General features: G+C 42.0%; 14 protein-coding genes. All 14 read right to left on the bottom strand.

From position 1 onward, the window contains the following. Nucleotides 1-29 precede the first annotated feature (29 nt). Nucleotides 30-833 (bottom strand): LytR/AlgR family response regulator transcription factor, encoded by an 804-nt coding sequence (locus tag CD03_RS0103775; RefSeq protein ID WP_047833785.1) that lies wholly within the window; start codon nucleotides 831-833, stop codon nucleotides 30-32. 4 nt (nucleotides 834-837) lie between these two features. Then, nucleotides 838-1,563 (bottom strand): LytR/AlgR family response regulator transcription factor, encoded by a 726-nt coding sequence (locus CD03_RS0103770; RefSeq protein ID WP_027292492.1) that lies wholly within the window; start codon nucleotides 1,561-1,563, stop codon nucleotides 838-840. A 28-nt stretch (nucleotides 1,564-1,591) separates the two neighbouring features. Next, the gene (locus CD03_RS0103765) at nucleotides 1,592-2,665 is read right to left on the bottom strand and encodes an ATP-binding protein (RefSeq protein WP_027292491.1); all 1,074 of its coding nucleotides are present in this window, start codon (nucleotides 2,663-2,665) and stop codon (nucleotides 1,592-1,594) included. A 23-nt stretch (nucleotides 2,666-2,688) separates the two neighbouring features. Next, entirely contained in the window at nucleotides 2,689-3,222 is a 534-nt protein-coding gene (locus CD03_RS0103760) for a V4R domain-containing protein (protein ID WP_044288883.1), read from the bottom strand. A 35-nt stretch (nucleotides 3,223-3,257) separates the two neighbouring features. Next, nucleotides 3,258-3,749, bottom strand: a complete 492-nt coding sequence (locus CD03_RS35740) for a hypothetical protein (RefSeq protein ID WP_052377648.1) — start codon at nucleotides 3,747-3,749, stop codon at nucleotides 3,258-3,260. 18 nt (nucleotides 3,750-3,767) lie between these two features. After that, a complete protein-coding gene (locus CD03_RS0103750; protein ID WP_027292489.1) occupies nucleotides 3,768-4,667 on the bottom strand; it encodes a peptidylprolyl isomerase in 900 nt (299 codons plus the stop codon). Nucleotides 4,668-4,706: 39 nt separating this feature from the next. Continuing rightward, nucleotides 4,707-5,435 carry a class B sortase gene (gene srtB / locus CD03_RS32255; protein WP_052377647.1) on the bottom strand — a complete coding sequence of 243 codons (729 nt, stop codon included), beginning with the start codon at nucleotides 5,433-5,435 and terminating at the stop codon, nucleotides 4,707-4,709. Next, nucleotides 5,422-6,243, bottom strand: coding sequence for an LPXTG cell wall anchor domain-containing protein (locus tag CD03_RS0103740; protein ID WP_027292488.1), 822 nt, complete (start codon nucleotides 6,241-6,243; stop codon nucleotides 5,422-5,424). The genes srtB and CD03_RS0103740 overlap by 14 nt, the downstream gene beginning before the upstream one ends. Before the next feature lie 15 nt (nucleotides 6,244-6,258). Then, nucleotides 6,259-6,768 carry a hypothetical protein gene (locus CD03_RS0103735; RefSeq protein WP_027292487.1) on the bottom strand — a complete coding sequence of 170 codons (510 nt, stop codon included), beginning with the start codon at nucleotides 6,766-6,768 and terminating at the stop codon, nucleotides 6,259-6,261. Then, nucleotides 6,765-7,301 (bottom strand): hypothetical protein, encoded by a 537-nt coding sequence (locus CD03_RS0103730; protein WP_027292486.1) that lies wholly within the window; start codon nucleotides 7,299-7,301, stop codon nucleotides 6,765-6,767. The genes CD03_RS0103735 and CD03_RS0103730 overlap by 4 nt, the downstream gene beginning before the upstream one ends. 52 nt (nucleotides 7,302-7,353) lie before the next feature. Then, nucleotides 7,354-8,151 (bottom strand): hypothetical protein, encoded by a 798-nt coding sequence (locus CD03_RS0103725; RefSeq protein ID WP_027292485.1) that lies wholly within the window; start codon nucleotides 8,149-8,151, stop codon nucleotides 7,354-7,356. Between the two features lie 266 nt (nucleotides 8,152-8,417). After that, complete coding sequence (locus CD03_RS0103715) at nucleotides 8,418-9,254, bottom strand: hypothetical protein (RefSeq protein ID WP_027292484.1); 837 nt, start codon at nucleotides 9,252-9,254, stop codon at nucleotides 8,418-8,420. Nucleotides 9,255-9,335: 81 nt separating this feature from the next. Continuing rightward, a complete protein-coding gene (locus CD03_RS35735; RefSeq protein WP_052377646.1) occupies nucleotides 9,336-9,860 on the bottom strand; it encodes a hypothetical protein in 525 nt (174 codons plus the stop codon). A 17-nt stretch (nucleotides 9,861-9,877) separates the two neighbouring features. After that, a complete protein-coding gene (locus CD03_RS0103705; RefSeq protein WP_027292483.1) occupies nucleotides 9,878-20,875 on the bottom strand; it encodes a hypothetical protein in 10,998 nt (3,665 codons plus the stop codon). Between the last annotated feature and the right edge of the window lie 3 nt (nucleotides 20,876-20,878).

Genomic DNA, 20,878 nt, shown 5'->3' with positions numbered 1-20,878 from the left:
CCTGCTTAACCGGCTTTCTATTGTTATGATCAGATCAGTATATTCTTTTCCTGATCCATCATCCGTTCTACAAGTTCCTGTTTATATTTTCGGGCAATAGGAATTGATTCTCCGGTGTTTAAAAACAATTCATTTTTATCTAAATAATCTACATATTTCAGATTCACAATATATCCTCTGTGAGTCCTCATAAATGTGTCATCTTTTATTTTCTCTTCAATATTTTTTAAACTGTCATAAAAAAGAATCTCTCTCTTATCCCTGCATGTTATGCTAATCATACGGTGGTCTACTTTCAGATATACGATAAGTTCTAATTGAACACGCTGTATTTTCCCATTGCTGATAAATTGCAGGGAGTTCTTCTTGCTTCTCACAATCTCCCAAAAACATTTTTTCATAACCAATTCAAATTTCTTATGAGTAACCTCATTTTCGATAAAATAGTAGAATGGATTCACTTCATAAGATTCTATAATATCTTGTTTCTGATTGCCCAGAAAAAGAATCTGGGCCTGGCATTGATCTTCACGAAAAGCCCTTGCGATTTCTATTCCTTTCATCCTTCCAGGCTCCCATCCAATCACCAAAATATCTACTTCCTGCATCCAGTCATCTTTACAGAAAACTGCTTCTTTTCCATTTTCATATACAAGAAAATTTGTCTGATATCCATACTTGTGTGCTACATACCGGATCAGGCTCTCATAAACCTGCAGCAGGTAAAAGGATGCATTGCATAATAAAATATATAGTGTCTTCTCATCCGCAGATATACCGGAATCTGACATATCTTTCATGGTCACCATCCTGCTTTCTGTTTCGTTAATCATAATATTAATTCCAGCTATCCGGATTTATCTGTAAAATTTCTTTTTTTACTGCAAGACTATTCTTTGTACTCAGCGGAACCATGTCCCCGGAATACATTTCCAGTTTATTTTTCATGATATTTTTCACATATTTTAAGTTTACAATATAAGACCTGCTGGTTCTTAAAAATCCCTTGTTTCTAATCTTATCTTCTATTATTTCCATATTCGCAATAAATTCAAACACATCTTTTTGCATATGTATGATGATATTTCTCCCGTAAACTTCCATAAACTGAATATCATCCAGCTGGATTCTCTTCATCACACTGCCTTTTTTACATAATATCCCGTCTTTAATTTTTTCCTTCTTACGTCCCATTACCTGAAGGAACACATCTTCCAGTTTTTTTGAGTATTCACTTTTCATTAAATAGTAGAAGGGAAAAGTATCATACGCATCTACCGCAAATTCTTTGCTGGAGGTTAGGTAAATAATTTCTCCTTTATATCCTTTTTCTCTCAGCATCCTTGAAGTCTCCACACCATTCATCCTGTCCATAATTATATCCATAAAAATAATATCTATATGGCTTTCTGAAAATATTTCAAAATAATCAATGACTTCCTCACCACTGGTAAATAACTTAATGTAAACATCAAGATTGTATTTTTCAGCAATTTTCTTCAAACATGCTTCATATTTTTCCAAGATTACGGTATTATCATCGCATAAACAAATATTTACCATAATATCACTCCCTGTCTCTTTTAAATATTTAAACAGCCTGGCTCATAATATCGCAAAGCAGTATCTGCATAATAAATATTCCTTTTTCGGTAGTCAGTTCCATGATGCCGTCATAACGCTGTACTGTTTTTTCTATATTCTTTAATCCAAATCCATGATACTCTTTTCTTTTTTTGGTAGTTTCAAACCCGCTGCCATTGACTTCGATGGTTCCCTGCATTGCGTTTTCTATTTTAATTTTCAGCAGGCTCCCCACACAGTACGCAACTACATGGATATATCTTTTACTTTCTTCTACCTTTTCACATGCTTCAATGGCATTATCCAAAGCATTTCCAAAAATTGCACACCAATCTGCCGGCTGTATGTTCAGTTCTTTCTTCAATTTCAGGTCCATTGTCAACCGGATATTTTTTTCTTTTGCTATCTGGGCTTTTTCTGATATAAGGGCATCTAATATGTAATTATCCGTATGTACAATCTTTTCATTGTGGTATACCTGTTTTGAGATCCCTTTCAGATACTCTTTTGCCTTTTCTGTATTGCCGTCTTCTAACAGGCTTCCCAGGCATAATAAATGATTTTTTATATCGTGCTGGTATGCCCTTATTTCCTGATTCATGTTCACGATTGACTTATAATGCCTTACCTGGTTTTCCATCTCATGTTCCAGAAGCTGTTTTTCTGTTTCCAGAATCTGCTTCTCCATCTCCGCATTTCGTCTTGCTATCTCAGCACGTTTTCTCAGCTGATCCACCATCATTTTAAATGCTTCCGAAAACTCTCCCAGATACTGGATCTGGATATCAAAATTTCCTTTTGCCACCTGCTTGGTCTGCCATGTAATATGGCTAAGTTTCGATTGTAAATCTTTTAAAGGCCCAAGGAGCGGATTTTGTCTTTCCATCTGCCGGTCCAGCACCCCATCTGACATTTCACAGATATATTCATACATGTCCAATATAGATTTCCCCAAAAACAGTAATGATTGGGAAAATTCCCTGTACGGCGGGTCGAACTGCTCCGGATCCAGATAAGCCGAGGGATGGTCATAGAGAACATGATTCACATAATTCTGCATCCGTTCTATATTTTTATCCATAAACTTCACCTGTTTTCATGATCTTAATTGCTGCCTTCCACAGCCTCAAACCTGCAGACACGATCCCCCTTTGCCCAGCAGTCTATTTCTGTAACCGTGTAGGAATGTCCCGTATATTTTTCCAAAATGCCATCCAGAAATCCCTCATCATAGTTACAAACTGCCATCCCCAGTATCGGAAGTCCGGAACAGTCTACATCTTCACTGATAGTAAATACCGCCTTGCGTTTTTTGTCATCAAAGGATTCCATTCTCAGAATCCCTATTTTAAAATCGGAAAGAGTTTTTTGCAGGTGGATCAGAAATGTATCCATATCCAGCGATAGATCCAGCACTTTTTCTGCAAATTCCATACCGGCTTTTTTACCGCAGATCCTCAGGATCTGAACTGTTTTTTCTATCCCATACTGCTGCTCCAATGTATCCCTCATACTGTACATAAATAAACGATAGACAATTACGGGCATCTCCGGTCCCAGGTTTTTTCTTCCTGTCTCCACATCTCCCAGAACATCGAGAGAATATATATTTTGTTTTTTGCTTTCATATTTTTGCATATCTGTCATCTCTTTTCATTATATTTAACTTTTCTTCAGCTTTTCACAGTGATTATCATTCCTGCTTCTACTGCCCCTACCACCTCTTCCGTCTCCTGATCCAGAACGGAAAAGACAGCTGTTGCCGGGTATTCACCTTTGTCCAGATGGCCTGATAATCTGGCATAGCGGATCCGCTCACCCGGACTTAATATTTTGGATGCATATATTTCTTTATCAGACTCATCCAGTGTTATTTTCACAGACATCTTGTAGGGATTCTCTGCCGGATTTGTAATCATAACCTCTCCCTTTTCATCTGCACTCTCAAACTGAGGATGCACCAATATCTGAAACCGGAAATTTTCCGTATCCGCCTTCTTTTGCAGGTCTTCTATTACAGGTACCCCTGTTTTTGCATTCTGATCCAGTTTGTAACCTTCATATATGTGAAATCCACCTGCCAGACACACGATTATACACACTCCGCCCCACAATACCCCCTTTTTCCATCTGCGCACACCCATCTGCCCATGTTTTCTCTGCATGTACCGGTACCTCCTTTACTACAGATTATCTTTTATCTCAATGCTGTTAACCACCAGCTCTTGCTTTGGTTTTTTTACTGCGTCTACATGAACCTTAGAAAGATCTTCGGCTACATTCAGGCCTTTGATCACCTGACCGAATACGGTACTCTTATAATCCAGATAGTAAGCTCCGCCAATCTTCATATAAGTATCTAATGCTGTCTGGTATCTCTGCAAAACGTTTTCCGGTACGCCTTCTGTACCAATTGATTGTATCTTCTGATTTAACTGGTCTTCGTATTCTTTAATTTCTTCTTCACTCATTTTGCTTTCTTTGTTTTTTTCATTTAATTCCAACGTACCATCCCGAACCAGTTCATTCATGTACAAATTTGCAGAAACTAACTTTTGGTCTTCCGGTATCTCCTGGTTTACTATGAAATAAAACTGGCTTTTTTCCGCATCCGTTTTGCCTCCCGCCATAGCCAGCGCACCTGGAAAATGGTGAAGGCCGTCATCATATTCTTTTGCCGGAGACTTTTCCGCACCGGTCATTTCTCCATCAGTTTTTTCTTCATCGGTTTTTTCTTCATCGGTTCCTTTTGTTCCCGCCTGTATGGTATTATCTTTATCAATGTAGTCAAACGGGCTGCCATTGTAATATCCCTGTTCTGCCAGGCTTATAAAATACGCAACCGTTTCCGGTGCCTGATCAGGATAGAGGATCACGGTTATATCTCCGGCTGTAGTATGGAAAATGGCATAAGGTCCATCACTCTTCGCCGTTTGGGGATTCTCTCCTGCATCTGTGGCTTCAATCGGAAACGTTTCTGATATGTCCGCACTTTTCGTTACATAGTTTTGATTGGTGCTGCAGCCTTCCAGTACTGCCATTGCCATAACGGCGCATATTGTAAATAATATTTGTTTCTTCATGCTTCATCTCCTAAGTATACGACCCTGTTTGTACAGAACTTACTTCACTTCCGTCAGTTTTCCAAACACCGCATACCGGGCATTGGAAAATTCATAAGAACAGGTACACAGAATCAGAATTCTGTCATTCTTTGCCGGTGTAACGTTGCTGGAAAAAGTGGATTTACGGATGATCTCCTGAATCCATTCTTTTTTATCTTTACCGGATTGGAAGCTCAAAGGGAATCCCTCGCTTCCACTCAGGATATTTCCTGCAAATAATTCTATATGATAGGTTTTCTCCTTCGTGTAGAGTATCATCCGGGGATGTTCCTCGTAATAGCGCTGCTCTTTATACGAAGACAGTGGGGAAAACATTCTCCCCAAAGTGATATGGTGTCCGTATATCATAGATATCTCACCGGTGAAATCCGGATTGTTCTGGTAATCTAAAAAAACAGCCCCTATTTCATTAGGTGTTCCATCCGACAGGTGGTGAAGGTAATATTCATTGTCCTTCCCCTGTACCACCGGATAATCTATGGTAGTACCCGGGCTTGTAAGCCAGGCAACCCCGTCCTGATTCAGACCGTTTAACTTTTCCATATCCGGTGTCTGACCGTTTTCCCTCTGAATATATATCTCTTTTCGAAGATTCTTGTAATAACCCTCCGACGCGAGGAGCGGTGCGGCATCCTCCCAGATACTTTTTCCAAAATATACAGCGCCCGCCAAAAGAATCACAAGGCAGGCTGCCAGAAGAATCTTTGGAATTTTATTTCTTTTCATTTTCCTTCTTTCTATATAGGTAAAGTATGATTAATAATATGGCCGCCACACAAAATCCAAGTCCTATGACCCCATAACCAATTGCCTGTTCTACTCCTGTCTTGGGTATCTGTCCGCTGTGTGGTGGATTGTTATTACCGGGGGGATATGTAACAGTTGTCTTTGTGGTCTCCGTGGTTTTATTTGATTCTGCCGGTTCGGTTCCTTCTGTATCATCTGTATCATCCGTATCACCGGGTTCCTCTGTTGCCTTTGTTTCATCCGTTTCCCTGGGCTCCTTATAAAGGCTGACCTCGATTTCGTATGGCAGGGTAATGGCATCCAGGAGAACTTCTCCTTCTGCCGGGTATGGAAGATAATCCTTCTTATAGACTTTCCACCGGATCTGGTTATTTTCAAACTCTGCCAGTGTCCCTTTTTCCCCGGACTTGCTTTCCCCCTGTAAATATTGCTTTTGTGCATCTGTTCCTGTCCCATAAGCCACATCCAATTGGTAAATACCGTCTGTACCGCTTTGTCCAAATAATACGTATCTGCCAAGTTCCGGAACATACAATTCCACAGAAGCTCCTTCAACAGGCTTTGCTGTTTCCTCATCCCTGACAATGAATTTAAGCTTTCCCATATAATCAACGACTACTCCCGCTGTTATATCCGTGCTGCTTTTGCCCGGTGTGTAGGACTCAGTTGGCCTTACTTCTCCTGATGTTCCTGATTTCGCTGATACACCGTTACTGCAGCAGCACCATGCCAAAAGTGCCGTTAACAGCAAAACTGCAAAACCACGTGTTTTTTTCAATAATACCATCACCTCATAACCACCTCATCTCTCTATTATCACAACTGCTTTTCTGGCTGTTTCTCCGATATATCTGTCATCTTCCGTCTGATAAAACTGTATCAGCACTGTACAGGGATAAACACCCGGTTCCAGTTTTGTATTCAAATATACGGAATCTATGTAAAATCCGGGATCTATCCCATCTGATTCATATAGTACACTTCCATCCCGGTCTGAAAGAATGGTTCCTTTGATGCAGAACCTGTTCCGGCTGTCATTGGCTAAACGGATTGTTCCTTTATCATCCGGGTTCTGAAAATAGATAACGGATTCTATATTTATATATTGCATGGCATCCGCCAGAAGACTGTTCTGTTCTTCTTTTCTGTCATTCTCTCTTTCTCTGGCTGTGTTGTCCCTGACCAGAGGAAGTTCTGAGGGATTCCAGACAGTGTAGATGCCAAGTCCGGTATAGAATCCTCCTGCCAGCATACACATGGCAGAAGCCGCTATTAATAGCTTGTTTTTCCATGCCTGTCTGATCCTTATCATGAATAAACTTTTCCATCTTTAATTTGCAGTAAAATATTTACTTTTGTTTTTGCTATTTCATCTTCTGTTTCATCCAGGGCGTATGTGGTGAATACCGCTGTTGCATGATAATTTCCGCTCTTTAACTGTTTATTAAGCTCTACATATTCAATGTAATAACCGGGATCAATCAGACCCGATTGATAAATTATCTCCCCTGTTTCATCTAATACCAGATCGATCTGAAGAGAGTAGCGGTTTCCCGGAACATTTTCTATGCCCAGTTTTCCTTTTTTACCTCCTTCTTCAAATACCGGTTCTGCTGCGATACCGATATCTACCATTCCTTCTTCTACCTTTTGGCTGAGAAGCTCTGCCATCTCCGAAGGGCTTTTTCCCGGAAGAAGCCCGCCCAGGGCGTCTTCATCTCTTGTAAGCCTGTCCTTTCCCTGAGACTTCTGGGATTGATAATAGAAACCTCCTGCGATTCCTCCCAGAATTAAGATCAGGGCAAGGACAATGAGCCACTTTTTGCCCTTTTTCTTCTGCTCCATACCTTATGTCTGCTCCTTTCTGATTCTGTCCTCTGCTGCTGTAACTACAGAATTAATCAGTATTTACCTGCCATATAATCTTGCCGGCTTTGACGGATTCCTCAATCTGCGAATACTGTCCCCGGTATCCGCCTACCTCCACTCCCAGTTTCAATTCTTTTTCATACGGTTTATTTGCCGTCCCCGAAGGGGTGAAGCCCTCTTTATTCAAGGGTGCCTGCAAAGATATCTCCTGATCCAGCCAGATGCTTTTATCTGCGGTATCCGGACTGTTAAAAATGTATGAACTGCTTTCATCTGTAAGACTTACACGAAAGTTTTTATAATTCCCCTGGTCCGTGGTTAGTTTACTGTCTTCTGCCGCTGCTTTCCAGTATCCCTGCTCTTCACCGGGATTTTCGATGCCTTCCACACAGGCATTTAAACGGACTGCCTTTCCCTGCCTTACTGCAGGATTGTAGTTTTCATTTCCATCTGCATCCTGATCCGCAGTCTGGGTGGAATAATTTTTCACCCAAAGTCTGGAATCTCCCACCACACCAATCTCATAATCGCTTGCCGGATTGTCATGGTCCAATACGTTTACAACGATATTTGGCAAAAGCAGCGTCCCGTTATCGACAGATATCTTCACTCTGCTGCCCGCATCTAACGTCCCGTTTACCACGAAGGCAAACGTAGTGGGAACGGTAACGGAGATCCGGGGGCTGTAATCTTTTTTTGCTACATCAAGCCATATATTCTGGCTGGGACCAGGGTCGGCTGCCTGTATACACAACACATCTCCCGCCATAAAACCGGCTGCCATACAAATTCCCATGGCAAATGTTATTTTCCTTTTTATCTTCATTTTGTTTATCCCTTCTTTCCAACAGAATTTTATGGAAAAAACCTTTTGCAGAAAAACCTATCCATTCAGATTTGCCTGCAACAAACTTTTTCCATTCCCGGGGATGCCAAAGCATATTACGGATAATTCCGTGTTGGGATATGCCCCAACCTGCTTATTGGTATCCCCCGGTATGATGCCATTTTAATATTTGAGTATTTTTATTTCAGTTTTTTATTTAAGTTTTTTATTTAAGTTTTTTATTTCAATCATATTCTTGTTATTTATTAGTTAGTTTCAGAAAAATCATTACCCGGTGCTGTAGGAATATTATTTGTTGTATTGTCAACCTCATATCCTACCGTCCAAACGATAGTTCCTACTTTTGCAGACTGTTCAATCTGTTTGTAATCCCCGCGTTTTCCGCCAACCTGTACATCAAATGCCAGGTCTTTAGCTGCGCCGGTTTTAGCCAGTTTCGTAGTAGCATCTACATTAGCTGCATCAGATACATCCGGTGCATCCAGTACTACCGCATTTGCCATTTCGAAAGTATTCGCTCCTGCTGCCTTACTGAATTTCTGGCTTTCCAGGCTGAGGGTAAATTCTTTGAATCCCTGTGCGTTTGCACTGTGCTTCCAGTAGTTGCGGTCTTTATCAGATCCTTTATTTTCAATAGCTCCTGTCAGATTCACCGGAATACCATCACGACCGCCGCCTGTATTTGCCTTTGTAGAATAATTCGTAAAGGTCATGGTGCTGTCCTGTTCAACAGCAATCTCATAATCACTGGTATTTGAAGTAGGATCTAACACGTTTACTTTCACATTTGGAAGCAGTATGGTACCGTCTGTGGATGACAGCGGATTATTCTGTTTTGCAGCATCCAAAGTTCCGTTTACTACAAATGCAAAAACAGTAGGTACAGTAACACGAATACGTGCATCTGCATTTGTCTCATCATCTACTACAACACCGGCATACACATCTGTGCCGCCTGGTACAGTAACGACATCACCGCCTGAATTTGTTGTGGCTGCCATCGCCGGGATTGTCATTGACATGCAGAGTGCTGCTGCTGTTAAGGTTCCTAATACTTTCTTTGCTGTGTTTTTTCTTCTCATTATAATTTCCTCCAATAGTATTTTTTATTTTTTTTATATTTTAAAAGGGTAAATGGCAAACCCATTTAAATCAAATGATCGTCAGTTCAGGATCTTAACCCTGACTTTGACATTCACCTGGCCGATATCCTCCAGGCTTTCCGGGTCGGTTGCAGTTACAACTGCTGTGCAGTCATACTCCCCTGCTTCCAGGTTATGATCCAGTTTTACCTTGTCTATGTATTGACCCGGTTTTAAGCCGTCACTTTGATAAAGAACTGTATGGTCTTTATCCAGAGTAAGCGTTACACGGCAGTAATATCTATTCTCTTTTATATTTTCAATCCCCAGATTACCTTCACTTTTACCATCTTCAAACACCGGTTCTACATTCATAGAAACATTGAACATCCCTTCTTGTACAATGCCGTCCAGCATACCCTGCAGCTCTGTAGGGGTTTTCCCCTCCAGTGTGCCGTCCTTTGCCATCTTGTCAAACCAATATTTACTGGTATCATCCATGTTATTTCTATTTAGCAGGAAATACCCTGCCACAGCTGCTGCCGCCAGAAGAAGGAGCAGCAGCAGAACGGCCCATTTTTTGACCTTTCTCTTTTTCTTTTCCATAAATTACTCCTTTACTGTCAGCGGACTAATTCAAATTTATAAACCATCTGGTATTTCGCCCTGGCATTTTCTTTTACATAAGTATCTGGCTCCGTATAAGAGGTACCAAATAGAGTATCATTATATTTTTCGAAAAATGCCGTATCAGCTGTTCCTTTAAACGTAAATTTTCCCGATGCACCTGCTTCTAATTCCCCGAATTCTATGGGTGTGGTATTCGCTTTTGAAAGGGCAGATTCCGAAAGTCCTGCAAAACCGTTGCTGCTTTCCTGGTCTGCTCCCGCTACTGCCAGATAGAGCTTTTTATCCAGATCTGATCCTGTCAGTTCCGTTTCATCTCCTACCAGTATCATCTGATCCCACGTAATTCCCTCGGTATGATTGTCATTTCTAAATGCCACTACAGTGACTTTTGTCTTATATTTTCCACCGTTTGTAATGGTATAATCCGGTGCATCTAATGAAGCATTACGAATATTTTTGTTTTTTGCACTTGCCTGAAGCGGGTTTTCCACTGCCGCCAGGCAGACCTCTAATGGCACTGAAATATCCATAATTTCATAATTGTATAGTTCCAAAGTGTCATTCTCCGTGGTTGATTCCACCAGATAAAGCGCCGGGTTCACCGAGGTAATGGACGTCCCAAGCTTATAGTGGTAATACTCATCGTCAACGGCATCCTCATATGCTTCCTTGATGTCATACACTGCGATATCTCTTCCATTTACCGGATTGTCGGCACCGATGTCCAGATAATCACTTGCATTCAGCTTTTCCTGGATATGTATCACCCGGTCAGCTCCCCAGACCGGATTGTCCTGTGTCCCAGTATTCTCTGTTGTCAGATAGATCTCCTGATTTGCCAGTCTGGCTGCACCATATACGATGGTAAAATATCCATCCTGGTAAATACCGGCACCTTTTCCTGCACTGTTATTCTTTATCACAGCTCCGTCTAAGTTCAGATTTCCATGATTCGCTATTGCTCCTCCTTCTTCTTTTCCATTTGATGACAACGTATTATCATTGTGTTCCAGGATTGTTCCCTCATTTAGATTCAGGGTACTTCTTGTTTCTGTAATAATCAGAGGTGCCTCAGACTTTGTTGCTTCCGCAACATCTTCCATAGGATCTCCGCTGGCAACCGGCAAGCGGTGCCCATCAATAAGAATCTGCTGCAGGCTCAAACTGCTGCCTTCTTTTACTTTAAACAATTCTTTTGTATGGCTGCCCGGACTGCTAAAGTTAGGATTTGCCTTCATGGCATCGGGAACCACGTATCTTCGAATGTCTACGGAACCCCCGATAATGCTGATTTCGCCCGGACTGCCTGCCTCCGAATAAGAGGTTGACGATAAGGAAATATCTTTGTCAACGCTTACCGTATCTACTACATACAGATAACCTCCGCCGATATTCTTCAGCAGCTCATACGCTTTTTTCAGTGTCCGAACCGCATCATTAGGCAGCCCTCCGCTATTTGTATCATCATCTCCATTCACACCATCAATATATACTCTGCGGCGGAACTGCAGCTCCAGCATGTTTACTTCTCCTGTACGGCTTCCTTTGGAATAAATGTCGGTAACGGACCTTTCAAGCTGGTACATGGATGCCTCTTCCAGGGTTGGCTCATAGGGCTCCTGGGTACTTGTCCGTCCCGGATACTGTACCAGCGGTCTGCCAAGATACGGATCATCCATCGTTATCTGCAATTCACCATTCACCGGTTTGAAGCCACGCAGAGAGATTTCGATAAATTTACTGGACGCTGTATTGCCGATGCTTCCGCTACCGGTCAGGTGCACCGTTCCTTCTATTTTGGGTGCCCTGTCTAAGATACAGGTTCCGTCCTGGTAAATAGCGCTGCCTTTGCCGTTTGGCGTTTTCACATCCGAGATTTCAACACTGACAGCCTGGAAGGTACCTCCATCAACATAGACACCTGCACTCTTTGCATCAGCAGCCGTATTATGATTTCGGTATATCGTTGCGCCTGCCGGTATAATGAGGCTTCCCTTCACCTGGAAGATCGGCGCCCCGGCTTCTACTTTACCTGCTGCAAATAATGGATTCCCTACTACTTCCTGGCTGTGGCCGTCGAAATAAACATTATCAACAGTTAATTTTCCGGAAGCAGCTATTTCTATCATTACGCCGGTATAGGTAGGTGTTTTATACTGATCTTTTTCAGGCCGCTCTTCCTCCCATTCTTCCCATGCATCCGGCTGTGCGTATCTCTGGAAGTAGACCGGACCTTTTGCATCAATTACTTTGACGACGTTTTCATAATATCCGTGTGCTCCTGTTGAATCATTTATATTATTCATTTTGATTTCATCATCCACGGTAACTTTTCCGACGATTGTGATTACGCCTCCTTCAGCACCTGCCTTTAGAATTTCATATGCCCTTTCCAGTGTACGGACTGCCTTTTTTGGCGTCTTTCCATCCTCACTGTCATCTCCGCTTTCACCATTGAGATAAACAACCCCTTTTTGCTGAAGTTCCAGAATATTCTTATCGCTGCTTCTGTTCTCCAAATGATAAATTGCCAAAATCGAGGAATCCAGGCTGAAATATTTCTTTGTGTTGCTGTCAGGCACCGCTCCTGCAGGATATTCGATTACACGGCGTCCTCCATATGGATTGTCCATGTTCAGTTTTAATACCGTACCGTTGACAGGTTTATAAGTTTCGTCTGCGCTGATGTAACTGCTGGCTGCTTCGTCAGCACCGCTGCCTGTCAGATATACTTCCCCGTTAATAGTTGAGGAGCCTGCAATGCTCATAGATCCGCCCTGATAGACTGCACTTCCTTTTAATGCGCTTACGTCCTGTATGGTCCCACCATTTACGGTAAGGGTACCTCCATTATTATTTACTGCACCTCCTGTTTTACCCGCTGGGAGATTGTTTAGCCTTAACTTAGTATCTGTGTTCATGCTGACAGATGCTCCCGGATCTATCCGAATTAAGGAATCTCCTTCTATAACGTCATCTATTTCCCTTCTTCCCAATATCCGGATATTTTCAAGCCTCAGGTCTGCACCCGCAGCTGCCCGGACAACCGGTCCTGTATATGCTGCCCATTCTTTGCCTGCCCCATAAATTGGAAATCCGGTATAACGGCTTATCCAGGCTGTATCAGGCAGATCCCAGGTCTCTTGTTTATTCACTTCAATCGGACCGCTGGCATATATTACATAATTATTTCCGCCCCCCAAAGATATTGCTTTAGCCATAGTCTTAACAGCCCTGTCCGGATTAGCACCGTTATTGCTGTCTGAACCTTTTTCACTGTCTATATAAACACATTGCTTAAGTACAAGATTTGGTGCCTGCTTTTCCAGAACATAGCCTGCTACCTGAGTTGTAAAATATGCAAGGTAACCGGTAGCATCTAAAATAACATCATTATCCGCTTTTACCACAACGCTGCCTTTTTGAAAACTGCCGGAACAGTCAATCATGTATTTCCTGTTTCTCTGATATATGGATCCACCCAAAACCAACGGATAGGATGTACTGGAAAGATAAATTCTGTCAGAAATTACACTTCCGCCGCCCTTCAGATTGAAGGATGGTCCCTCAATATAAATACCGGCATTTATTTTTTCTGCAGGTATTGCAGTGCTCAGTGGTATGTTATCGCGGATTACTCCACCCGCCACATCCACCTTAGAGGAACTTCCGTAATAATAGATTCCTGCACCTCTGTTAGCTTTGTTTCCCCTGATGTTTCCGCTGAGGAATTTTAACGTTCCCCCTACTACGGAGATAGCACCACCTTTGCTATAGGAAGTAGATGTGCTTTCCGTTCTAAGTGCTCTGCATATATTATTCTGTATCTCCGCACCATTTATCGTTACCTGGCCGCTGTTAACGAATATTCCGCCGCCCTGCGCACCATAAGTAGGTGAGGTATTGGTACCACTGTAGATCAATTCGTTATCAGAAATTATTCCACCGTTGACTGTAATGGTTCCATTGTTAAATACAGTTCCCATTATGTTTGCCGAATAGCTTGACGAATCTGAGATGTTCCCTGTAATTGCTGCGCTTCCCGACATATTCAGTGTTCCGGCATTATAAAAAGCCGTTCCAGAGATCGTTGATGTTATTTTTTCAGTTCTGTTTCCGGAAATGGTCCCACCGGAAAATTCAAATGTCGAATAGACATTATAATTGTAAACACCAACTCCATAACTATAGCTGGCAGACCGGTTTACATTATCATCTATATGACCGGAAGTCATGATTACCTTACCGTAATTATAGATGCCGGCAGCATATACATAGCTAGAAGACAGCCCATAGCATTCATTACCAACAATACCTCCACCCTTAATATTCACATTGCCAGAATTTAAAATTGCTGCTCCGCCTTCATTAGAATTTGTCTTACGGTTATTCTGTAAATACGCCCCCTGTTCTAAATTGACTACGGCGCTGCTGCTATAGACATTGATAATGGAACCGGAAATTGCTGTATTCAACGGGATATTTTCTTTATTTCCATCAATTGTAATGTTTTTTACCGTGAATACTGCACTTCCGCCAAGCTGTATCATATTGCCAAAAAATTGCTCATCCCTTAATACTTTTGGTTTCCAGGTATCCCCTTTATCATTTGTAAAGGATCCTCCCTCATCAAAGCTCCAGGTATCCCCCTGGGGCTTAGCCGAAGACGACGAGTAGAAATCTACCGGATAATTGCAGATGATAATACTGGCTCCGGCATCTAATGTTTTTAATATTTCCGCTGCTTTGGCGAATGTTGCCACTGGCGCCCCCCGGCTCCCACCGTTATTACTGTCATTTCCCGGTACCAGAGTGGGCGTAAGCGCCCCCTGTCCCGCCAGATATACATTATTCTCACCCTGAACAATCAGATTCGGTGTCCGTGCCTTAATAGATTTATCTTTTGGAAAATTAGCAGTTTTTATAAAGTTGTCGATAAAAGGATCTGCACCTGCAGTAAGGGCTGTATCCGGTTCCACTAAGACCTGTCCGATAAAGTTATCGCTGCACCCGATATTAAACTTCTGATTATCCGGTTCACTTAACAGCGTAACGGGCTTATTCACATCCTGTATATAGATCTCTCCTGATACCTCAGCCTTACCGCCCAGATTCAGCTTACCGGCACAGTCCACCGCATTTCCAATGGATGTACTGCGATTACCCTTTATCTCAATACCATCTTTAAGCGTGAGTGTCCCCTTTGAACCGACGATAATCCCCTTCCCCTGATTATTGATAACCTTAGCGGTACCTTCCAGAGTCATCTCGATCTCATTTGGATAAATCGTTGTTATGCCACTGCTTGTATATAAATAATCATCATTAAAAATACCGTTATTACCATTGTCGTTAACCGATGCATCTCCTGACATCAGAATACTGCTGGGCCCGGTATAATAACTGGAACTTGTTGTCTTATATCGCTCCAGATAAATCCCATATGATCCATTATTCGAAACTTTGGCACTGTCTTTTATTTCCACTGCACATGATCTTTTGGACCAGATTCCATAATTGGAATTTGCTTCCGAACGTGAAGTCCCTCCAATAACGGCATTGCCTTCCAGTATAATTTTAGGACGTACCGCGGTACTGGTTGAAGTGGTACAATAATCAAAGTATATGCCATAGCTATTTTTACCTATTCTGGACTTACCCCGCAAAATAATACTGGTGTTATTGATCGCATAAGAAGAATTTCCATACACACCGTAGCTTGATCCTTCAATTTTTGCATTTCCATCCAACACAACAGATAAATTATCAGCATCAGAATTTGTAGCAGTTATATTATATAAATAAATACCATAATCTTTGTTTTCATTTATAATGGCAGAGTTTCCGTCCATATTGAAACGGCTGCTTTTTGAAACCAACGTTGCATAAACACCTCTGCTGCTTTTCAGAATCCGGGCATTGTCATGTAAGGATGCAACATTATTCGCTGCGTACAAGTATATACCTATATCAGACTGTAGAATGGACGAATCCTGATTCATCTCCAGCATTGGCGTATCCGATACTGTCGTTCTTCCTAACAGGCCTGCCCCATACCTGCCCGGGGCCAGAATATATGAAGAATCATTCATAATAGCTTTGGAATTATCTCCTTGTATGCCAATGCCGCCTGTACTGCTATTAAGTCCTGGCAGGTTCCCCTGACTGCTGTCATTATTCAGGTACCTGTAATTTTCTATACCCGAATGATCCTGCATCGTTAGAGTTCCGCCGCTTAACAACCTGACTGCCCAGTTCCCATGCCAACGGATTACCGCTCCGTCCGATTGATCCGGATTAAGCCCCTTCATTAAAATGCTTCCCCCGGCGCTCTCAACTCCAAAACTGTAGTTATTTTGCAAAATTGTGTTTTCCAATATCAGCGATGTATTGGAGGTTAGATAAATCATAGCCTGAATCGTATTATTAGCCCCGTCTACAGCGCCTGCATTTCCGTCCATCAGAAGCTTGCCCACGGTAAATTTGCCGGAACCATTGTTTAACAATCTGGCCATAACGCCATAGTAACTGGCAAACCGTTTTACCTGTGCCAGATTTGTATTAATGACATTCCCTTGGGAATTAGTCGTGTCAGACTGAACAAACTCTTCTGCTTCATAATCCAGCTCCCATTTCTGATCTCCGGCGTCTGCAGGTATCCTTACCTCCCCGCATATGTAAATGTAAGGCTCAAATCCATCCGGATCATAGCCCGGATCTCCCGCAGCCTTTTGGGCATTTATTTTTGCCTCTGCAATCCTGTCTTTCAAAATATCTTTTGCCTTCTCAAATGTAAGCACTGCATTAGACGGAGAGGTCCCTGCGTTTGAATCACTTCCATTGGTTCCATCCAGATAAACCCCTTCTCCAACCAGAATAATATTTTTATTAAATCCTCCCAATTGGGTCTTCGGCGGTATCTCACCTCCTGTAAAATAGGAAACATAAGGCTCTGCATCCTGAATATTTGAATACGTATATGTTTTATCAATTACATTAACTGCGCCATATTTTGCCGGCGTAACGACTACACTGCCCACTTCAAAAGCATTTTTGTTTAAGTATAACGGCATTTTACCTTCTGAACCGGTTACCGGCACTTTTTCAAGCAAATATAATTTACTTGTTGCCGTATTTAAAAAGATCTTGTCTTTCATATCAAGCGCTTCCGGATCAATGTAAATCCTGTAGGAAGAAGTAGTACTTATATCCAGATATATCCCGAACTTGCCAGCCTCTGTATTTTTCGAATCATAGGTTCCGCCTAAAAACCACATAGCACTGGATATATAGCAGCTGCTGCCCTGATTCACCGCGGTGTTATTTGTAAGGGAAGAGCCTGTTCCAATATAAGAAGTTCCTCCATTGTTGAAAAAACCACCACCGTTTTCAGTTGCTTGATTGCCGGAAACTTCTGTATCCTCCAAATATATCACTCCACCGACTGTACAAACACCTCCGCCATACTGGGCTGTGTTATCTTTTAAATACGACTCTGTTACTTTTATCGTATTTCCACTAATATATAATCCTCCGCCACTGGATACTGCATTATTTTCTTTTATCTCCACCCCCTGCAGAATATCTAAATAACTGTTGGAAGTATAAATGCCGCCGCCATACTGGCTGGAGTTTTTTTGTATGACACTGCCTGTTATGGAATAACGACTGCTTGAGTATCCGCCGTTGAGATACAATCCACCTCCATAATAACTTTCATTTCCCTGGATTGTTCCTCCTGACATCGAAAAACTGCCAGCGGTAGAATAGACCCCTCCCCCATAATAAGTATTTGTATTATTTTCAATAATACCCCCTTTGATAGTTAAATTACCTCCGGTACTGTAGATTCCTCCGCCATAACGACTGCTGCTGCTTGTTCCAATTGCTTTATTTCCGGAAATCTTTCCCCCATCCATTACCATTTTCACACCGGAACCCAGATAAACACCGCCTCCGTAAACGTAATAGCCTGTACCAGTATTATCTGATATTACTGCGGTTCCACTTACATTTAGTTCTCCACCAGTTATATAGATTCCGGCGCCATAACTATTGTAAGAAGAGCTGCTTCCCGATGTGGCACCTGTTCCTCTTGCCTCATTATTGGTGATGCTTCCTCCACTGATGTTGAGGATACTGTTTGAACCGGCAGCGTAAATACCGCCTCCAAAGCCTTTATAATAATCAGATAACGACAGATTGGAATTAATTGTTCCCCCTGTCATATCCAGCTGCGCATTGCTTACATAAACTCCGGCTCCGTATCTGCCTGAGTCCGCACCGCTGTTGTCGGTAATGCTACCTCCATTTAAAGTAAAAATCGTATCATTTTTATTTACACCTGTTACAGATACACCCAGTGATTTCCGGGTTATCGTCCCCCCGTTCATTGTAAACCTTGTTTCCTTGCCGGATGCTCCCTGAACCTGAACTCCGATCCCCAGATAAGAGCTGTTAAAACCTCTTAAAACAGTACCATCCTCAGAGGTATAGGTTCCCCCGGGAAGTACATTTATCATGATATTACTGTTATTTTTATAGTCATATTCCATCAGAAGTGAGGAAGTAGTTAGGTTTCCTCCGTCTTTTACTGACACCAGCGTACCCGGCACCGTTTTATGGTGTGTCGTGTAATCAGTATTTGTCTTACAGCAGGTAATTTTCGCTTCACTGCTTCTGTCTTTCCCGGAATCATCGATGAAATTCCATACCTCTGTTCCGGTAATGTCAACGGTATCACAGATATAGATCACTCTGTTTTCGGGCGCAATCTCATCCCAGTTTTCTAATAATATCTTTTTTGCCTGGGCGAAGGTTTTCACCGGCCAGTTACAGTTTCCTCCAAACCACGCATCGTTTCCTTTCTGTCCATTGAGATAGACTCCGGTAAAGACAAACTTACGATAAAGTTCAATATGATTTTCAAATACACCGTCACTATCCTCATACGTATCCTTACGAAGTCCCCACCCGGAATTTTGATTACGGCTGTGGAGAACAAATGCATCCAGGTAATCTGACGCGTCGCTTCCGGCGGGTCCCATAATTACATCTGCATACTGATATACCTGATTGTCGTCTAACCCCGAAAAATAAACATTAAATTTACGGTTTCCCGGATCAGCGGCCAGTTCTATCGTACAATCTGCCAGACGGTCCCTGTATTCCGGATCCAATTCTGTCTGGATGCTTCCTCCTGTTATGGTCATTCCTTCTCCGATCACCAGCTTGCCAAGAACATCACCTGATGCGCCGTCATAACTTCCTGCAATCCTTATACCGATACCCTGTTTACAGGCTACGTCAATATTAGACATTTTAAATGTTTCACCCGGAGGAATGATCAAAACTTCCGTAGGATATTTCTCCCATTGAGACAACGCAATCTTATTTTCACCATCCAGCTCCGTTATCGGCACACCATTCTGAGTAAACTCCGGATCACCTACAACTACCGGACTCATTACAATAACAGTTCCGCCTTCTCCGCCAAGCAATTCTTTCGCCTTTTCCCAACTCTGAACCGGATGCTGGTCATCAATACCCGAATTCCCATCATTGCCTCCCGGAATCGCAGGTCGGTCACCTTCGGGACTTGATGCATCCTTATTTACATTCCAATAGACGATCTGGCTGCCCACTGCGCGAGCCGATGAACGGACTTTATTTTCCGTATTGTTTTCAGGCTCTTTTATGTCTGTCTTATCTTCATCTTTTGGAGAAGCTTTAGAAACATCTTTTTCTACATCTTTGGTTTCATCTTTTGTTGTATCTTTATCATCTGTTTTAGACAGCAGCGTTAAATAAATTTCTTTTGCTGTGTCCTCCTTAACCCAAAGTTTCCAATTATTTTTTGCGCTCTGTTCCAACGTAAAATGACTTAATAAGCTATCTCCGCTTTCCCCATTTTCATAGAGTGCTGATAACGCCATTTCCTCGTTTACATTTGCATCCGCCTGTACAGATATAGTGTAAGTTCTGCCTTTTTCTAATTCTTTCAGAATCTGAATGGAAGGCTTATTCGCCTGGCTGTTTCTGTAGTCCAATTCCAGATTACCCTGAACGTTGAGCCCAACTCCTATCCCAAGGCTTCCGCCCGTAACCCTGATAAGTGTCTGATTTTCTCTGCCGGCGGCTGAGGCTAATGTCATATTAGAAAGTACAGCCCCTCCTTCTTCAATAAGAAATATCGACTGGTCTTCCCCTTTTCTTTCTGCCCAATTAACAAACCGGATGCCTCTTCCATCAAATTCTACTTTTTCAGAAGCATTGATTTTCATTGAGGACATAACATAAACTGTAACCTCATCTCCGGGTAACTTTTTCAAATCAGCTGCCTTACTGAATATATCCTCTATATTTGTCAAAGGAGTCTGAGCGCTTTTACCATCCCGACTATTATCATCCGTATTTTTGTCTGCAGCAGCGGATGGATCCCAATAGAGCACCGGTGACTCCTGGCTTTGGTTCTCTTTGGATTCCGACTGAGTTTCCTTTGTGCTATCTTTTGCACTTTCTGTTGCATTATCTGTTGTACTGTCTGTTGCACTTTCTTTTGTAGTTTCTGTTGTACTGTCTGTTGTACTTTCTTTTGTGCTATCTTTTGAACTTTCTTTTGTAGTTTCCTTTATACTGTCTTTTGATTCCTGAGTTTTTTTATCTGTCCCTGCTGCTTCTGCCTTTTTTTCTGTATTCGATATATTTTTTTCTGTCAAAGGGGTCTTATTTATTTCTGTGGTGGATTTTTCTGTATCCGTCTTCCTCTGTATTTCAGTCCCCTTTTCTGAATCTGTTGCCTTTTCTAGTTTTGTTTCATTTTCCGAGACTGATTTTTTTGCTTCACCTGAATACTCGCTTATCGTATTTACTTTTCCGATAAGATTGTATTTTTCTGTTGCTGTTCCAGCAGCCTCTGTTATTCCCGGACTGCATATGATAATACCGATGCAAAGCATAACAGCCACTATTTTTTTTACTTTTTTATTCATTTG

It is taken from the genome of Robinsoniella sp. KNHs210 (assembly GCF_000686105.1).
Lineage (GTDB): Bacteria > Bacillota > Clostridia > Lachnospirales > Lachnospiraceae > Robinsoniella > Robinsoniella peoriensis.
The sequence above is the reverse complement of the archived record's forward strand: the minus strand, read 5'-3'. Positions and strand labels throughout refer to the sequence as shown.